The organism is Bacillus sp. GMs2/2, from assembly GCF_050172095.1.
Classification (GTDB): domain Bacteria; phylum Bacillota; class Bacilli; order Bacillales; family Bacillaceae_G; genus Bacillus_A; species Bacillus_A cereus.
In genome coordinates, this window is the sequence record NZ_JBNLYE010000010.1 from 20,666 (window position 1) to 37,498 (window position 16,833).

The window sequence follows — 16,833 nt, forward strand, 5'->3', positions numbered from 1 at the left end:
CTATATAATTTGATAGTGAAAACATGTCTTCTCTCCCGTATGACAAGCAGGTCCTACTTGTTTCACATTCACAACAATTGAATCTTGATCACAATCTAAATATAAAGATTGCACATATTGAAGATTCCCTGATGTTTCCCCCTTATTCCATAACGACTGCCTAGAACGAGAATAAAACCATGTTCTTTTCGTCTCTAACGTTTTTTCATATGCTTCTTCATTCATATAAGCTAGCATTAAAACTTCTTTCGTACCTTCTTCGATGACAATTGCTGGTATTAATCCTTTTGAAAAATTAGGTTTCATAACCGCACCTCAACATTTGCATCTCTTAATTTTCGCTTTACACTCTGCACTGTCGCCTCACCATAATGAAAGATGGATGCCGCTAACGCTGCATCAACTGTTGTCTTTTGAAAAACTTCTATAATGTGATCCGTATGACCACAGCCCCCTGATGCGATGACTGGAATGGAAACACTTTTTGAAATTTCTTCTGTTAAACGAAGGTCATATCCGCTTTTCGTTCCATCTGCATCCATACTCGTTAACAAAATTTCACCTGCCCCAAGTTTAACAACACGCTTCGCCCATTCTATGGCATCCATTCCTGTGTCAACTCTTCCGCCGTTGACGTATACGTTCCATTTACCTTCTGCTACTTTTCTAGCATCAATTGCCACGACAATACATTGTGATCCAAAGTGTTCTGTCCCTTCTTCTATAAGCTTCGGGTTTCGCACTGCCGCTGAGTTTATTGAAACTTTGTCTGCTCCAGCTCTTAGTAAATTGTACATATCTTTCACACTTGAAATCCCCCCGCCAACCGTAAGAGGAATAAATACTTTAGCTGCTGTTTTTTCTACAACATCTATAATCGTTTTTCTTCCTTCATGAGTCGCTGTAATATCTAAAAATACGATTTCATCTGCCCCTGCCTCGTTATATGCTTCAGCTATTTCAACCGGATCACCGACATCTTGTAATCCTATAAAATTTACACCCTTTACGACTCGCCCTTCTTTCACATCTAGACATGGAATGATTCGTTTCGCTAACATAACTTCGTTACCTGTAACACTTCTTCTAAATCAATCGTTTTCTCGTAAAGCGCCTTTCCAATTATGACACCATATATATTCATATCATTTAACTTTTTCACATCTTGAATAGATGCCACTCCTCCAGAAGCGATGAGACGAATGCCCACACTTTTTTGAAGTATCGCTAATTGTTCAAAATTTGGACCTGCAAGCGTCCCGTCTTTCGAAATGTCTGTAAACACAATCGTTTGAACACCTAAACTTTCCATTTGTTTCGCTAAACTAACGTAAGAAATTTCAGACAGATCAAGCCAACCTCTCGTTGCTACGAAACCATTTTTCGCATCAATTCCAACAATGATTTTCTCTTTATATAGACGAACTGCTTCCTCTAAAAATGACTTATCATAAAGAGCTGCTGTTCCTAAAATCACTTTTTCTACACCTGCTGACAATAACTTCTCCACCGTTACAAGTGAACGAATTCCTCCTCCCACTTGCACAGGAATACGTACCGCCTTGCAGATTTTTTCAATGACGGGCAAATTTAACGACTCGCCAGCAATTGCACCGTCTAAATCAACAATGTGTAGTATTTCCGCTCCAAGCTTTTCAAATATGATCGCCTGCGCTACCGGATCTTCATTCATCACCGTTTCTTTACTAAACTCTCCTTGATAAAGTCTAACGCATCGCCCTTCTTTTAAATCGATAGCTGGGAAGATTTCCATGCTTCTACCACTCCTTGAAAATTTTTTAATATTTGCATGCCAATTTCGCCACTTTTTTCTGGATGAAACTGTGCACCAAATACATTTCCTTTCGCGACAAACCCTGGTATTTGCATTCCATAATCACTTACTCCGCATACAATTTCATCTGGACAATCCGCGTAATATGAGTGAACATAATACACGAAAGAACCATCCACTAATCCATTCCAAAGCGGAAATTCTCTTTCCTTCCTTAATTCATTCCATCCCATATGAGGAATTTTATACGAAACTTTTAACTTCCGAATTTCACCTGGTAGTAAACCTAACCCGCTACAATCTTTTAGTTCCTCACTTCGTTCAAATAAAAGTTGCATGCCCAAACATATACCGAGGAGTGGTTTTCCTATGTCACAAACTTCTTTTAGTACACACACTAAATCTCTTTCTTTTAATACTTCCATCGCTTTCGGAAATGCACCTACTCCCGGTAGAATCACGCCATCGCTTCTCAATATCTCTTCTTTATCACTCGTTACAATGTACTCTGCGCCAGTATATTTTAATGCTTGCTCTACACTGCGAATATTCCCCATTCCATAATCTATAATGGCAATCAATTACAACATCCCTTTCGTTGAATTTACACCAGTAATGTTGGCATTTTTTTCGACCGCTTCTCTAAGCGCTCTACCAAAAGCTTTAAATAATGCTTCAATTTTGTGATGTGTATTACTTCCGTATAGAACGCGCGCATGTAATGTAATATTGGCAGCATGTGCAACTGCTCTAAAAAATTCTTCCGTCAATTCTGTATCAAAATCCCCGAGCTTCGGATTTGTTAATTCCCCTTGAAATACACAATATGAGCGTCCACTTATATCAATTGCAACAAATCCTAAAGATTCATCCATCGGTACATACGCGGAACCGTAACGATTAATTCCTTCTTTATTTTGCAATGCTTCTTTCAAGCAATTTCCGAGTACAATTCCAACATCTTCAACGGTGTGATGTGCATCGACAAATACATCACCTTCTGCCTCAACTTGCAATCCAAATCTTCCATGTCTAGCAAATAAAGTCAGCATATGATCGAAAAAACCAACCCCCGTTTGAATAGATACACTCGTACTTTCATCAAGCTGCAAACTTAATTTAATTTTTGTTTCTGTCGTCTCACGTGCTTGACTGGACTGACGCATTATTTTTCCTCCTCAAACCTTATTTGGATTGCTCTCGCATGTGCATGTAACCCTTCTTTATTTGCAAGCTCTACAATATGATGCTGTACATTTTTTAATGCTTCCTCTGTATAAGAAATAAAACTTGATTTTTTCACGAAATCATCGACTGATAACGGAGAAAAAAATCTTGCCGTTCCGCTCGTTGGTAATACATGATTCGGTCCCGCCAAATAATCCCCGAGCGGTTCAGGTGCATATGGCCCAAGGAAAATAGAGCCTGCATGTTTCACATAATCTAGAGCATTCATCGGTTCTTTTATATGTAACTCTAAATGTTCTGGAGCAATTTCATTTGATAACTTTAGTGCCTCCTCTAAAGAAGCAACGATAAAGATGGCTCCATTTCTATTTATTGATTCACGTGCAATTTCACTTCTTGGTAACGTTTCTAACTGTCTTTCTACCTCTTTTTCTACTTCTTTAGCTAGTTCCATATTCGTTGTAATACAAATCGCCGTTGCTCTCTCATCATGCTCTGCTTGCGATAATAAATCCGCTGCGATATATTTTGCATTACCTGTTTCATCCGCGACAACTACAATTTCTGATGGACCAGCAATCATATCGATATTTACTATCCCGTATACTTCTCGTTTCGCTAGAGCGACGTACAAATTTCCCGGTCCAACTATTTTATCCACTTTCGGAATCGATTCCGTCCCGTATGCTAAAGCAGCAATTGCTTGTGCGCCACCTATCGTATAAATTTCATCTACTCCCGCAAGATTTGCAGCAGCTACTATATGAGGATCAATTCCCCCTTTCCTCGGCGGTGTTACCATTACAATTTTTTTCACACCTGCAAGTTTCGCCGGCAATACATTCATTAATACTGAAGAAGGATATGAAGCTGTCCCACCTGGTACATATACACCTACATTTTCTAATGGCCGAATAAGCTGCCCTCTAATTATGCCTTTACTTTCACAATCGAAGATTGAATACTTCTTTTGTTTTTCGTGATACGAAACAATGTTTTTCTTCGCCTCTTTTAAAGCTTCTAAAAATGAATTCTCTACAAACATACTCGCTTGCTGTATTTCTTCTTCACTTACACGAAAATCTTTCATCTCTACACCATCAAACTTTTTTGTATAGAAAGATAAAGCCTCATCATTTCCTTCCCTTACATGTCTAATGATTTCTCTTACACTTCTTTGAACAGTTTCTTCTATTATATTAGCGTTTTCTCTTAGCACTTTTATTTTAGATAATGCCTCCTTAAAGTCTTCATAAATGATTTCCATTTTAAATCCTCCTATTTCCCTGATAAGATTTCTTGCTCCATCATATTTATAATGCTGAATATTTCGTCTTTTTTAGTTTTTAAGGCTGCCTTATTTACAATCATCCGAGCCGATATAAAGTACATTTCCTCAAATACAATGAGTCCATTCTCTTGTAATGTTTTTCCTGTTTCAACAATATCTACAATCGCATCTGCCAATCCAAGAAGAGGAGCGATTTCTACAGAACCTTCTATTTTAATAATTTCTACATCCTCTCCCTTATCATGAAAATAAGTAGAAGTAATATGTGGGTATTTCGTAGCGATTCTTTTCTTCCGGTAACTCTTCGGATTATACGTAGGAATAGAAGCAACACAAAACTTACAAATCCCCACTCCTAAATCCAGCATTTCATAAATATCTTTCTCGTTTTCCATTAAAATATCTTTTCCAACGATGCCAATATCAGCTACCCCATGTTCTACATAAGTAGCAACATCAACCGCTTTTACTAAAATAAATGAAATATTTGTATTTTTACTTTGAAATACAAGCTTCCGACCTTTATTTTTGAGCTCGGAACAATCAATTCCAATCTGCTCAAAAAGTGGAATGACATGTTTTTCTAATCTTCCTTTCGTTAACGCAATTTGAATGTTACGCATGAAGCCTCTCCTTCTTTCTGGACTACCCATTTCTCATTCCATACATATTCCACTAAATATTCATTCTTTGCCTCAACAACCGTTCCTATTTTATTTTTTCTTGCAAATTGAAAGGTATCGCTTAAATTAGAGAATAGAGATAACCAAGCATTCTTCCCATCCTTTCGAAGTAAATTTCGTAACCTTTCTGCTTCCGCTAATCTATTTAACTCATAATGAATCACAATATCAATTTGATTTCGTTCATATGGTTCTTGCTGCTCTTGCAGCGCCTTCACAATTTGATTTACTTGTACCGCGAGTCCAACAGCTGGCAGCATTTCTCCAAAATTGCCAATTAGCTCATCGTATCTTCCGCCACTAACGATTTCTTCTCCAATTTCATATATATATCCTTTGAAAATAACACCCGTATAGTAATCTAAGTGTTGAATTATGCCCAAATCAATTGATATGTAAGAACCATATCCTAACGTTTCAATTGTTTCATACATTTCTTTTATTCTTGCAATTGCCATTTTCATTTCATTACTTGAAGCAAGCTTTTCTGCTTCCTCAATAACTTCTAAATTTCCAAATAGCCTTGGCAATTTCTCAAGTAACCTTACTGTCTCATCGCATCGATTTAATTTCTTTTCTCCGATAAAATTTGAGAGGGCTGCATAATTTTTACTTTCTATATACGTTCTAAGTACCCTTTCTTCTTCATCATGGATGGAGAGTTTTTTTACAATACATTTATATAACTGTACTTGCCCAATCTCAATTGTAAAAGATTGCACCTTCAACTTTTGAAGTGCTTGAATGACACTTATTACACATTCAATTTCAGCTCTTACATTATCAATCCCGATAACTTCAATACCACTTTGTACGATTTCATTATATTTTCCAGAATGGGATTCATTCGCTCGAAATACATTCCCGCTATACGTCACTTTAAGTGGCGTATCCCATCTCTGTGTTCCAATAACTCTCGCTAAAGGAATTGTCATATCTGGACGTAAAACGATAATCCTTCCCTTTTCATCAAAAAATTTATACATCTTCTCTTCATCTATCGGTCTATTTTGAAATGCAAAAACATCATAAAATTCAATTGTAGGTGTTCTTATTTCCTCATAACCTCTCTCTAAAAAAGTAAGCCTTAATTTCTGTTCTACTTCTTCAATTAACGTACATTCTTCGAATAAATAATCTCTCGTTCCATTCGGGTTTGCTCGTTTCCATTTTGTCATCTAAATTTTCACACCTTTCCCCTTCTAATGTATGCCTATTTCATTCCCCTAAGCCGAAAATAAAAAGAGCCTTGTAGACAAAATACCTACAAGGCTCTTCAGTAGAGTGTAGGTACAACGGGAATAACCCTTGTACCTACACGTTTTCACGCTAGGTTCAAGGGTTTCATGTATGATGATGTAGTTGTGTAAGCATTGTAATAGATTGCACGATATTCATAATACTTACTCCCTTTCTCCTCTGATTTTCACATAGTATATAACAGTTAATTTTGAATGTAAATACATTTTTAATATTCCGTCACTTTTTTAATGTAAAGCCACTTTTCTTTCATACTCTTTTATTTCTTGTTCATATTGCATTGTAATACTAATTTCATCTAAACCATTTAATAACTTCTCTTTCCACATTTTCTCGATTGTAAAATGGAATCTATGCGTATTCGTTGTCATTATTTCATTTTCTAAATCAACTGTAATTTGTTCCCTCGCATCTGTTTTAGCAAGTTGTTCACGCATATCTTTATCCATTACAATCGGTAACATGCCATTCTTCATACAATTCATATAAAAGATATCGGCAAATCCTCCAGCGATAATAACGCGGAAACCATAATCAGCAAGCGCCCATGGAGCATGTTCTCTTGACGAGCCACATCCAAAATTATCACCTGTGATTAATATACTGGCTCCTTTTCTTTCTTGTGCATTAAGCGGGAAATTAGGGTTTTCTTGGCGATTATTATCATATCGCCACTCATCAAATAAAAACTTCCCAAACCCAGTTCTTTCAATTCTCTTTAAATATTGCTTCGGAATAATTTGATCTGTATCAATGTTATCATTCATCAGTACTGCGGCAGTACCTTTATGAATACGAAATGGCTCCATCATAACTCTCCTTTCTAATATCAACAAAATGACCATATAACGCAGCCGCTGCCGCCATTGCCGGGCTAACTAAATGCGTTCGTGCTCCCTTTCCTTGTCTTCCTTCAAAATTGCGATTTGACGTAGAGGCACAATGTTCCCCTTCAGGCACTTGATCTGGATTCATACCTAGACACATTGAGCATCCGGGCTCTCTCCATTCAAATCCAGCTTCTTCAAATATGCGATGTAATCCTTTATGCATCGCTGCTTCTCTTACCCTTTGAGATCCAGGTACAACAAGTGCTCGCACACCTTCTTTTACTTTTTTACCTTTCACGACAGATGCAGCAATTTCTAAGTCAGAAAGCCTGGAATTTGTACAAGATCCAATGAAAACATGTTGAACTGGAATGTCATACGTACTTTGTCCGGGACTCAATCCCATATAAGAAAACGCTCTTTCGTCATTTGCATCATGCTTTTCTGGCAATTTCTCATCGATCCGAACGCCCATACTAGGATTTGTTCCCCACGTAACGTACGGCGCTAAATCCGTAACATCTACTAGAATATGTAAATCATAAACTGCATCTAAATCTGTATAAAGTTCTGACCATTTTTTCTTAATAGATTCATAGTCTTTCGGTGCATATTTACGCCCTTTTACGTAAGCAACCGTTTTTTCATCTGGTGCAATAATGCCAGCCTTTGCTCCCCCTTCAATTGCCATATTGCAAAGCGTCATCCTCTCTTCCATATCCATAGCATGAATGGCCTCTCCGTAAAATTCCATTACGTAACCTGTTCCAACTGCTACTCCGTACTTTGAAAGAAGGTGTAAAATAATATCTTTCGCATAAACACCTTGCGGTAACTTTCCTTTTAACTCAATGCCCATTGCTTTCGGCTTTCGTTGCCATAACGTTTGCGTCGCCAATACATGTTCCACTTCACTCGTACCAATACCAAACGCTAGTGCGCCAAAAGCACCGTGTGTTGCTGTATGACTATCACCACAAACAATCGTTTTTCCTGGCTGTGTGAGTCCAAGTTCTGGTCCTATTACATGAACGATCCCTTGCTCTTCATCTCCGATATCCGCTAATGGCACCTGAAATTGTTTACAGTTTTCCCGAAGTGTATCTAGTTGCTGCTTCGCAATGCGGTCGGTAATATTCCAAACATCTTTCGTTGGAATATTATGATCCATCGTTGCAAATGTTAAATCTGGTCTGCGGACTGTTCGATTTGTAAGCCGCAAGCCTTCAAAGGCTTGCGGTGACGTTACTTCATGAACAAGATGTAGATCGATATATAATAAATCCAATCCATTTTCATTAGTCGCAACTACATGTCTTTCCCAAAGCTTATCTAGTAACCTTTTCCCCATTATCTTCCTCTCCCTACTAACGCTTGCTCTTCCATTTCTTGAATAACTGCCTTTGTAAATGAAGTTGTCGTTTCAGTCCCCCCGATATCTGCTGTACATTTTCCTGATTTAAGGACTGCAGAAACTGCTTCTTCAATTGAATATCCTTCTCTCGTTAATCCGAACGATTGCCCAAGCATCATTGCAACAGAACGCATCATCGCAATTGGATTCGCCTTATTTTTCCCCGCAATATCCGGTGCTGATCCGTGAATAGGCTCGTATAATGAAGGCCCCTTTTCAGCGTGACTTGCTGATGGAAGCATTCCTAATGATCCAGCTAATACTGAAGCCTCATCACTTAAAATATCACCAAATAAATTTTCCGTTACAATAACGTCAAATCTTCCTGGATTCCGAATTAATTCCATAGCTGCTGCATCTACTAAAATGTGTTCTACTTCCACATTTGGGTAGCGAAGTGCTACTTCTTCTGTCACAGTTCTCCATAATTTACTAGACTCTAAAACATTCGCTTTATCAATAGATGTTACTTTTTTCTTCCGCTTATTCGCTAATTGAAAAGCATACGAAACGATACGTTCAATTTCATGGCGATGATACGTAAGTGTATCTGTCGCCACTTCTTCCGTTCGCTCTTTCGGATAAGAAAAATAAATTCCGCCTGTTAATTCACGAACGACAACGAAATCAATTTCATCAGCGTTTTTTAATGGTGATAAATGTGCAGTTGCACTTTCTACCGTTACAGGGCGAACATTCGCAAATACACCAAGTCCTTTTCTTAATGCTAATAATCCTTTCTCAGGCCTTTCTTTCGCACTATCCCACCTTGGTCCACCTACTGCTCCAAGTAAAACCGCATCACTCGCTAAACAGGCGGCAAGTGTTCGCTGTGGTAATGGTTGCCCAGTTAAATCGATAGCAACACCACCAAAGTACTCATCTTGCAAATGAAAATGATGTCCATATAGCCTTTCTACCATATGCAATACTTCCTTCGCACTTTCCATTACTTCTGGACCAACACCATCACCAGCTAAACAAACGATACGTTTTTCCATTTTTAACACTCCTTTTAACTGAATTTTCAGAACTTTATTTTAATAGGTGAGGAAAGCTTCTCTCACCTATCAAATATTTATTTCACAAGCGCTATAAGAGATTTTAATTTCCCTGCTGCATGGACATAAGCTCTCGCCGACGCTTCCAATACGTCTTGCGCAACTCCGAAACCTGATATTTGGTGACTACCTTCTTTTAATTCAACATGAACGTGAGCAAGTGCATCTTGACCTTGTGTAATAGATTGTATGCGATAATCTGCCAATTCACATTCTAATCCTAAAATTCTTTGAATCGCATTGTATATCGCTTCAATACTACCAGAACCAGTGGCTGCATCTTCATATACATTTCCTTCCTCATCCTTCAGCACAACTGTTGCGCATTGTGTACTATTTGATACGAAATGCACTTGTAATTGCGTAATGTTATATTGCTGAGCTGCAAATGCTGCTTCACCAAGCATAAGTGCGCGTAAATCTTCTTCAGTAATTTCCTTTTTACGATCAGCCAATTTTTTAAATGCTTCGAATGCCGCATCTCGCTCTTCATTTGTAAATTCATAACCAAGCTCTTTCATTTTTTCCGTAAACGCATGACGGCCAGAATGTTTCCCAAGTACAAAGAGATTTTGAGATTCTCCTATAAGCGCTGGTTCGATAATTTCATAAGTTGTTACTTCTTTTAAAACCCCGTCTTGGTGAATGCCCGATTCATGAGCAAATGCATTCGCTCCAACGATTGCTTTATTTTTCGGTACAACCATACCCGTTAACCTGCTTACTAATATACTCGTCGCCTTAATTTCTTTTAAAGTCATTGAAGGCTCTGCTTTATAAAAATCTTTTCTAATATGAAGAGCTACCGCAACTTCTTCTAACGCTGCATTCCCTGCTCTTTCTCCAATGCCATTAATCGTTCCTTCTACTTGCAATGCTCCTCCTTCAACCGCAGCTAACGAATTTGCTACTGCCATACCAAGATCATCGTGACAATGACAAGAAAAAATCGCTTTTTCATATGATGGAACGGATTCTTGTAAGTATTTAAAAAGAGAATAATACTCTTCTGGATTCGTATATCCAACTGTATCCGGAATATTAATTACATTCGCTCCTGCTCGAATTGCAATTTCTACTGCTTCAGCTAAAAATGCTCTCGATGTTCTTGTCGCATCTTCTGCAGAAAATTGTACTGTCGGAAATAATGATTTTCCAAGCGTAACCGAGCGATGAATACTATTTAACACATCTTCTTTTGACATACAAAGTTTATATTTCATATGAATATCACTCGTAGCTAAAAATACGTGTAGACGAGGAGATACAGCACCTTTCACAGCTTCATATGCTCTTCGAATGTCACTTTCTTTCGCTCTAGCTAAACTCATAACCGTAGCATTTTGAATTGTATTCGCAATACGTTTTACCGATTGAAAGTCACCTTCGGAAGCTGCCGCGAATCCAGCTTCCATTACATGAATACCAAGCCTCTCTAATTGCCTAGCAATTTGTAATTTCTCTTGTTCATTTAAATTTACTCCTGGTGATTGTTCGCCATCACGAAGCGTTGTATCCATGAACAAAACCTGCTTCATATTATTTAACCCCTACCTTTACTCGCGGCTGTACGAAAGGCATCATTTCACGTAATTTACGTCCAACTACTTCGATTTCATGTTTATTCTCTTTCTCATTTGTCGCATGGAAATTTGGTCTTCCTGCTTTATGCTCTGCAATCCAGCCTCTTGCAAATGTACCATCTTGAATTTCTGCTAATACTGCCCCCATCGCTTTCTTCGTATCTTCAGTAACAACGCGTGGTCCTGATACGAAGTCTCCCCACTGCGCTGTATCTGAAACTGAATATCTCATATTTTCAAGTCCACCTTCGTACATAAGGTCAACGATTAGCTTCAGTTCATGTAAACATTCAAAATATGCAAGTTCAGGCTGATATCCTGCATCAACTAACGTTTCAAACCCTGCTTTTACAAGTGCAGTCACTCCGCCGCAGAGTACAGCTTGCTCTCCAAATAAATCTGTTTCTGTTTCTTCTTTAAACGTCGTTTCTAGTACACCAGCTCTCGTTGCTCCAATTCCGTCAGCATAAGAAAGTGCTTTTTCAGTCGCAACTCCTGTTGCATCTTGATATACTGCAAATAATGCAGGAACAGCCCCGCCCTCGGCGAACGTACGGCGTACGAGATGCCCCGGTCCTTTTGGCGCTACTAGAAATACATCTACATTAGCTGGTGGTTTTACTTGATCAAAGTGAACATTAAATCCATGTGCGAACACGAGGGAGTTTCCAGCCTGTAAATTTGGTGCAATTTCAGCTTCATATACTTCTGGTTGTAATTCATCAGGCAGTAGAATCATTACTACATCAGCTTTTTCCGCTGCTTCTGCTACTGTATATACAGAAAATCCATCTTCATTCGCTTTATTCCAAGACTTACCTTTTCTTAAACCTACTACTACATCAAATCCGTTATCACGTAAATTTTGCGCATGTGCATGACCTTGCGAGCCATATCCGATGATTGCTACTTTCTTTTCCTTTAATACATTTACTGTTACATCTTTCTCATAATAAACTTTTGCCATTTTCATTTCCCCCTATATTTAAATGATTATTGAATTAACATAACTTGCTTATCTTGTTTTTTCATACTACGTGTAAATGCTGTTACACCTGTTCTAGCAATTTCTTTCAAACCGTATGGACGAAGTAATTCAATTAACGCTTCTACTTTATCTTGCGTACCTGTTACTTGCACAACTATGGAATCCTTCCCAACATCTATTACAGCGGCTCGAAACGGTTCAATTAAACTATATAATTCTGCCCTCGCTACAGAAGTTGCTACTTTAATAAGAGCAAGCTCTCTAGCAATCATCGCTTCTTCTGTAATATCTGATACTTTCAGTACATCAATTTGCTTATGCAGTTGTTTAATTAACTGCTCCACTTGCTGTTCACTTTCAACGTGTACAACAATCGTCATTCGCGATATATCTGATGATTCTGTATGACCTACTGAAATACTTTCAATATTAAAATGTCTTCGTGTCATAACCCCTGTAATTCTGTTTAAAACACCACTTTGATTTCGAACTGTCGCTGTAACAATTCTCTTCACCCTTTTTCCACTCCCTCCATTTGGTGAACACCTTTTCCTGGCGCAACCATCGGCATAACCTTCTCTGATTGAAGTACACGACAATCAATTACGACTGGCTCTTGTAATTCAATAGCATGCTGGATTTGCTTCTTTGCAAGAAGTGGATCGTCAATACGAACACCTTTTATGCCATATGCATTCGCAAGAGCGACGAAATCTGGTTGGCATGGTAATAAAGAATGTGAATATCTTTGATTGTAAAATTCATCTTGCCATTGTCTTACCATTCCTAAAGCTTCATTATTTAAAATAAATACTTTAACGGGTAAAGCGTGTTCTTTTAATACACTTAATTCTTGTAGAGTCATTTGAAACCCAGCATCACCAACAATTGCAATAACTAATTCTTCAGGCTTTGCAATTTGCGCACCGATTGCTGCTGGAAATCCAAACCCCATCGTTCCTAATCCACCAGAAGTTACCCATTTATCTGGATTTTTCAGCGGATAATATTGGGCTGCCCACATTTGGTGTTGCCCAACGTCTGTTGTTACAATCGCTTCTCCCTTCGTAATTTCATATAACATATCAATTGCGTATTGGGGCTTAATACTTTCAGAATTTCTTTTATAAGAGAATGGATATTGTTCTTTTCTCCCCTTTAATAAAGTGATCCATTCATGATGATTTTCTTTTCCCCCTTCTGGTTCAAGTAATACTTCCAATGCCCGCTTAGCACTTGCAACAATAGGAATTTCAGTTGGCACATTTTTCCCGATTTCTGCTGGATCGATATCGATATGCGCAACAGTAGCCCCTTTAGCAAAATAAGCTAAATTCCCTGTAAGTCGATCATCAAATCTCGCGCCTATATTAATGAGTAAGTCACATTCATATAACGCCATATTGGCTGTATAAGAACCATGCATTCCTCCCATCCCTAGAAATAGTTCATCATCTGGTGGAAAACCACCAAGACCAAGTAATGTATGCACAACAGGGATTTCATATTTACGAGCAAAATTTGTCAATTCTTTCGAAGCTTTCGCATGCAATATACCCGCTCCAGCTAAAATTAACGGTTTTTTTGCGGTTTCAATTACTTTGAGTAATTTGTTTATTTGAAGTAGATTCGGTTCATAATTAGGGTTATATCCCGGTAAATCCATTTGTACATTGCTACATTGCTCACCTTTCTCGACTACCATATCTTTCGGAAGGTCAATAACGACTGGTCCTGGTCTTCCAGTTTTAGCAATATGAAATGCTTCTTTAATAATTCGAGGTAAATCTGAGGCCTTTCGTACTTGATAGTTATGTTTTGTCACTGGCATCGTAAGTCCCATAATATCTGCCTCTTGAAAAGCATCGCTCCCAATTAACGTTGTTGCTACTTGGCCTGTAAATACTACAAGTGGCAATGAATCAATCATCGCATCAGCTAGACCCGTAATTACATTTGTAGCACCTGGCCCACTCGTTGCAATTACAACCCCTGGATGCCCTGTAATTCTGGCATACCCTTCAGCAGCGTGAATTGCCCCTTGCTCATGCCTTGTTAAAATATGCGGAATTTCACAATCATACAATGCATCATAGAGAGGTAAAACGGCACCACCCGGATAACCGAAAATCACTTCTACGCCTTCCTTTTCTAGCGCTTCTAACAATAGCTGTGCACCAGTTGCCAGTTTCTCTTCCGTTTTTGAAGACATTGTTCTTATAAGCCCCCTTTTTCAAACTTTTATACAATAAAAAAATCCTACGTCCACACTCCAGCTATGTGCTGAAGGGACGAAAGATTTCGCGGTACCACCCTTCTTCGCAAGAATACTCTTGCCTCAGTGATCCATAAATGGATCTAGCTAATAACGGAGCTACCGTCTAAGCCTAGACAAATGCTTTAGCTTAGCACTCAAGGGCGATGTTCGTCGACGTGAACCATCGGTTTTCAGCAACCACCGACTCTCTGTGAGGCTTCACAATCAACTACTCCTCCCTATCAACGCTTTCTTATGTTAAAAAAGTTGTTATCCAACTTTATTTTCTTCGTAAATTTTCTCTCCATCTTCTACAACTAACTTACGAAACTCTTTTAATAAACGGTTCGTATGTGGACCTGTTTGCCCTAAGCCAATCGTTCTACCATCTACTGTCGTAACAGCAATCACTTCAGCAGCTGTTCCTGTTAAAAACACTTCATCAGCTACATATACATCATGTCTTGTAAATAACTCTTCTCTTACGTCATACCCAAGTTTTTCGCCGATTTCTAAAATGGCGTTTCGTGTAATACCTTCTAACGCTCCAGCAGAACTTGGTGGTGTAATTAATTTATTTCCTTTAACAATAAACACGTTATCTCCTGATCCTTCAGCTACATATCCTTGATCATTTAACATAAGTGCTTCTTGTACTCCAGCTAATTTCGCTTCAATACGAACTAAAATATTGTTTAAGTAATTTAAAGATTTTACTTGAGGGGATAAAACATCGGGACGATTTCGGCGCGTTGCAACTGTTACAACTGGAATCCCTTTCTCATAATATTCTTGTGGGAATAAAGATAATTGTTCTGCAATTACTACTACATTCGGCTTCTTACATGAATCGGGATCCAATCCAAGATTTCCTGCTCCTCTTGATACAACAAGGCGAATGTATCCATTAGATAATTTATTTTGTCGAATCGTCTCAACAACAATATTTGTTACTTCATCTAATGAATATGGAATTTCTAAAAGGATTGATTTTGCTGATTCATACAGCCGGACAAGATGCTCTCTCAAACGGAAAACATTACCGCTATAAACTCTAATTCCTTCAAACACTCCATCGCCATATAAATAGCCATGATCATATACTGAAACTTTTGCCTCATCTTTTGGAACAAATTCTCCATTTAAGAAAATCCATTGCTCATTCACTAGAAGCGCCTCCTATGTTCTATGAATTTTTTATTGTTTCCTAGTTTACTCTCCTTTCTAAATAAATCAAGTGAATTTTTAGAAAATTTATAATTTTTATTCGTACGTACTTCTTTGCTTATACTGATTTAACAACATTGTTAACGTTTACAAAAAAGTCAAAAATTTTTTCGCCAATTTCCACTAAAAAAAATATTTGTTTAAAAGAAGGATTTTCATCAATTGATACGAATCTATTGTATTCAATAAACGGACGTCCTATTTTATAAATCTGGGAATATATAACGACTTTTGCTGAAAAAGGGGGGAAATAACAAAAATAGCGCTGTCTAAAAATAACATTCATATTTTTCATTTCGTAATCATAATCCTATTTTTAAAAAACAATTTGTCAAAATAAAGGAGGAAATAAATATGGCGTGTGTACAAATTAAAGGAACGAGACAAGAGGTAGTAGAAATGCTGCAATTATTTGATCTAATGGATACGAAAGGTTTTTGTAAATTCGATAATTACGTAGAGGTAGAACCAAATACGAAAGAACATAATCATTTTATTGCTTCAATCGACATCCATTCAAATACTTCTTCAGCACAAGATACATTAAACGATCAATTCGTTAGTCAAATGCTTACTGGCGTATATAACGACTAAACAAAGATTTACTTCCTACCGTCTTTTCATAAATATATGCAGTGAACTTGAGCATACTAGCAATTAGATGGTAGGAGGTGATAATTATGGCTAGAATTGGCGTTGAAAACTCATTAACAGACGTTCAACAAGCTCTTCAACAACAAGGTCATGAAGTTGTTACACTTAACTCAGAACAGGATGCACAAGGGTGTGATTGTTGCGTTGTAACTGGGCAAGATTCTAATGTGATGGGCATTGCAGATACATCAATTAAAGGATCAGTCATTACAGCTCACGGTTTAACAACGGATGAAATTTGTCAACAAGTTGAAAGTCGCACTTAAAAAATGAAAGAGGACTCCTTTTAAAAGGAGTCCTCTTTTTTATATTCACCTAACGGGAAAGTAACATATACTGGATGAAAGCCCTACCTCTCTCTCATCATTACGGTTCCACTGACCGCTCCTTGATTCACTAGTATACATATATAGCTTACAAATACAATTTATAGGGTTTGTTCACAAAAGTTGTTGATAAAATTACCCGATCTTTCGCAAACTTTTCGTATTGCATTCATAAGAGATATTTACTTTACACTAGCTGTAACCGAGACACGAATTAAAATTTTAACACCAATACAATAACTTGTCAACTTTTTTCCGCAAATTAAAAACAGACAT

General features: G+C 37.8%; 19 protein-coding genes and 1 other annotated feature. Of the genes, 2 read left to right on the forward strand and 17 right to left on the reverse strand.

Annotation, left to right across the window (positions count from 1 at the left end; all coding sequences use genetic code 11):
• From hisI to ACQGS6_RS03390, 17 genes are all read right to left on the reverse strand, one after another.
• A complete protein-coding gene (gene hisI / locus ACQGS6_RS03310) occupies positions 1 to 306 on the reverse strand; it encodes a phosphoribosyl-AMP cyclohydrolase (RefSeq protein WP_000803961.1) in 306 nt (101 codons plus the stop codon).
• On the reverse strand, positions 303 to 1,061 hold the full coding sequence (gene hisF / locus ACQGS6_RS03315; protein WP_000880110.1) for an imidazoleglycerol phosphate synthase cyclase subunit: 759 nt from the start codon (positions 1,059 to 1,061) through the stop codon (positions 303 to 305). Before hisF ends, hisI begins: the two co-directional genes overlap by 4 nt.
• The gene (gene hisA, locus ACQGS6_RS03320; RefSeq protein WP_000402298.1) at positions 1,055 to 1,774 is read right to left on the reverse strand and encodes a 1-(5-phosphoribosyl)-5-[(5-phosphoribosylamino)methylideneamino]imidazole-4-carboxamide isomerase; all 720 of its coding nucleotides are present in this window, start codon (positions 1,772 to 1,774) and stop codon (positions 1,055 to 1,057) included. Before hisA ends, hisF begins: the two co-directional genes overlap by 7 nt.
• Complete coding sequence (gene hisH / locus ACQGS6_RS03325; protein WP_000560362.1) at positions 1,747 to 2,376, reverse strand: imidazole glycerol phosphate synthase subunit HisH; 630 nt, start codon at positions 2,374 to 2,376, stop codon at positions 1,747 to 1,749. Before hisH ends, hisA begins: the two co-directional genes overlap by 28 nt.
• Complete coding sequence (gene hisB, locus ACQGS6_RS03330) at positions 2,377 to 2,961, reverse strand: imidazoleglycerol-phosphate dehydratase HisB (protein WP_001249951.1); 585 nt, start codon at positions 2,959 to 2,961, stop codon at positions 2,377 to 2,379.
• Positions 2,961 to 4,250: a histidinol dehydrogenase gene (hisD, locus tag ACQGS6_RS03335; protein ID WP_000402914.1), complete on the reverse strand. Its 1,290-nt coding sequence runs from the start codon at positions 4,248 to 4,250 to the stop codon at positions 2,961 to 2,963. The genes hisB and hisD overlap by 1 nt, the downstream gene beginning before the upstream one ends.
• An 11-nt stretch (positions 4,251 to 4,261) precedes the next feature.
• Positions 4,262 to 4,897, reverse strand: a complete 636-nt coding sequence (hisG, locus tag ACQGS6_RS03340; protein ID WP_001244487.1) for an ATP phosphoribosyltransferase — start codon at positions 4,895 to 4,897, stop codon at positions 4,262 to 4,264.
• Positions 4,873 to 6,135: an ATP phosphoribosyltransferase regulatory subunit gene (locus tag ACQGS6_RS03345; RefSeq protein WP_426964882.1), complete on the reverse strand. Its 1,263-nt coding sequence runs from the start codon at positions 6,133 to 6,135 to the stop codon at positions 4,873 to 4,875. Before ACQGS6_RS03345 ends, hisG begins: the two co-directional genes overlap by 25 nt.
• 309 nt (positions 6,136 to 6,444) lie before the next feature.
• Positions 6,445 to 7,026 carry a 3-isopropylmalate dehydratase small subunit gene (gene leuD, locus ACQGS6_RS03350; RefSeq protein WP_000433189.1) on the reverse strand — a complete coding sequence of 194 codons (582 nt, stop codon included), beginning with the start codon at positions 7,024 to 7,026 and terminating at the stop codon, positions 6,445 to 6,447.
• Positions 7,004 to 8,398 carry a 3-isopropylmalate dehydratase large subunit gene (leuC, locus tag ACQGS6_RS03355; protein ID WP_000518102.1) on the reverse strand — a complete coding sequence of 465 codons (1,395 nt, stop codon included), beginning with the start codon at positions 8,396 to 8,398 and terminating at the stop codon, positions 7,004 to 7,006. The genes leuD and leuC overlap by 23 nt, the downstream gene beginning before the upstream one ends.
• On the reverse strand, positions 8,398 to 9,462 hold the full coding sequence (gene leuB / locus ACQGS6_RS03360; RefSeq protein WP_000415386.1) for a 3-isopropylmalate dehydrogenase: 1,065 nt from the start codon (positions 9,460 to 9,462) through the stop codon (positions 8,398 to 8,400). Before leuB ends, leuC begins: the two co-directional genes overlap by 1 nt.
• A 77-nt stretch (positions 9,463 to 9,539) precedes the next feature.
• On the reverse strand, positions 9,540 to 11,060 hold the full coding sequence (leuA, locus tag ACQGS6_RS03365; protein WP_000815753.1) for a 2-isopropylmalate synthase: 1,521 nt from the start codon (positions 11,058 to 11,060) through the stop codon (positions 9,540 to 9,542).
• A 1-nt stretch (position 11,061) separates the two neighbouring features.
• Positions 11,062 to 12,072, reverse strand: coding sequence for a ketol-acid reductoisomerase (ilvC, locus tag ACQGS6_RS03370; RefSeq protein ID WP_001151747.1), 1,011 nt, complete (start codon positions 12,070 to 12,072; stop codon positions 11,062 to 11,064).
• A 26-nt stretch (positions 12,073 to 12,098) separates the two neighbouring features.
• On the reverse strand, positions 12,099 to 12,608 hold the full coding sequence (gene ilvN / locus ACQGS6_RS03375; protein ID WP_000822952.1) for an acetolactate synthase small subunit: 510 nt from the start codon (positions 12,606 to 12,608) through the stop codon (positions 12,099 to 12,101).
• Positions 12,605 to 14,305, reverse strand: a complete 1,701-nt coding sequence (gene ilvB / locus ACQGS6_RS03380) for an acetolactate synthase large subunit (protein ID WP_000095832.1) — start codon at positions 14,303 to 14,305, stop codon at positions 12,605 to 12,607. The genes ilvN and ilvB overlap by 4 nt, the downstream gene beginning before the upstream one ends.
• A 72-nt stretch (positions 14,306 to 14,377) precedes the next feature.
• Positions 14,378 to 14,605 (reverse strand) — a binding site (T-box leader).
• 15 nt (positions 14,606 to 14,620) lie between these two features.
• A complete protein-coding gene (gene ilvE, locus ACQGS6_RS03385) occupies positions 14,621 to 15,517 on the reverse strand; it encodes a branched-chain-amino-acid transaminase (protein WP_001005487.1) in 897 nt (298 codons plus the stop codon).
• 118 nt (positions 15,518 to 15,635) lie between these two features.
• A complete protein-coding gene (locus tag ACQGS6_RS03390; protein ID WP_000794204.1) occupies positions 15,636 to 15,872 on the reverse strand; it encodes a hypothetical protein in 237 nt (78 codons plus the stop codon).
• 59 nt (positions 15,873 to 15,931) lie between these two features.
• Between ACQGS6_RS03390 and ACQGS6_RS03395 the strand changes: the two genes are divergently transcribed.
• Together ACQGS6_RS03395 and ACQGS6_RS03400 are read left to right on the forward strand one after the other, a co-directional pair.
• Positions 15,932 to 16,171, forward strand: coding sequence for a DUF3911 family protein (locus tag ACQGS6_RS03395; protein WP_000752512.1), 240 nt, complete (start codon positions 15,932 to 15,934; stop codon positions 16,169 to 16,171).
• An 86-nt stretch (positions 16,172 to 16,257) separates the two neighbouring features.
• Positions 16,258 to 16,497, forward strand: a complete 240-nt coding sequence (locus tag ACQGS6_RS03400) for a YkuS family protein (RefSeq protein ID WP_000101022.1) — start codon at positions 16,258 to 16,260, stop codon at positions 16,495 to 16,497.
• Positions 16,498 to 16,833 lie beyond the last annotated feature (336 nt).

What these genes read in the sequence shown, in the direction of transcription:
- hisI (WP_000803961.1), bottom strand. Translation starts at nt 306, where the DNA reads ATGAAACCTAATTTTTCAAAAGGATTAATACCAGCAATTGTCATCGAA.
- hisF (WP_000880110.1), bottom strand. Translation starts at nt 1,061, where the DNA reads ATGTTAGCGAAACGAATCATTCCATGTCTAGATGTGAAAGAAGGGCGA.
- hisA (WP_000402298.1), bottom strand. Translation starts at nt 1,774, where the DNA reads ATGGAAATCTTCCCAGCTATCGATTTAAAAGAAGGGCGATGCGTTAGA.
- hisB (WP_001249951.1), bottom strand. Translation starts at nt 2,961, where the DNA reads ATGCGTCAGTCCAGTCAAGCACGTGAGACGACAGAAACAAAAATTAAA.
- hisD (WP_000402914.1), bottom strand. Translation starts at nt 4,250, where the DNA reads ATGGAAATCATTTATGAAGACTTTAAGGAGGCATTATCTAAAATAAAA.
- hisG (WP_001244487.1), bottom strand. Translation starts at nt 4,897, where the DNA reads ATGCGTAACATTCAAATTGCGTTAACGAAAGGAAGATTAGAAAAACAT.
- ACQGS6_RS03345 (WP_426964882.1), bottom strand. Translation starts at nt 6,135, where the DNA reads ATGACAAAATGGAAACGAGCAAACCCGAATGGAACGAGAGATTATTTA.
- leuD (WP_000433189.1), bottom strand. Translation starts at nt 7,026, where the DNA reads ATGGAGCCATTTCGTATTCATAAAGGTACTGCCGCAGTACTGATGAAT.
- leuC (WP_000518102.1), bottom strand. Translation starts at nt 8,398, where the DNA reads ATGGGGAAAAGGTTACTAGATAAGCTTTGGGAAAGACATGTAGTTGCG.
- leuB (WP_000415386.1), bottom strand. Translation starts at nt 9,462, where the DNA reads ATGGAAAAACGTATCGTTTGTTTAGCTGGTGATGGTGTTGGTCCAGAA.
- leuA (WP_000815753.1), bottom strand. Translation starts at nt 11,060, where the DNA reads ATGAAGCAGGTTTTGTTCATGGATACAACGCTTCGTGATGGCGAACAA.
- ilvC (WP_001151747.1), bottom strand. Translation starts at nt 12,072, where the DNA reads ATGGCAAAAGTTTATTATGAGAAAGATGTAACAGTAAATGTATTAAAG.
- ilvB (WP_000095832.1), bottom strand. Translation starts at nt 14,305, where the DNA reads ATGTCTTCAAAAACGGAAGAGAAACTGGCAACTGGTGCACAGCTATTG.
- ACQGS6_RS03390 (WP_000794204.1), bottom strand. Translation starts at nt 15,872, where the DNA reads ATGAAAAATATGAATGTTATTTTTAGACAGCGCTATTTTTGTTATTTC.
- ACQGS6_RS03395 (WP_000752512.1), top strand. Translation starts at nt 15,932, where the DNA reads ATGGCGTGTGTACAAATTAAAGGAACGAGACAAGAGGTAGTAGAAATG.
- ACQGS6_RS03400 (WP_000101022.1), top strand. Translation starts at nt 16,258, where the DNA reads ATGGCTAGAATTGGCGTTGAAAACTCATTAACAGACGTTCAACAAGCT.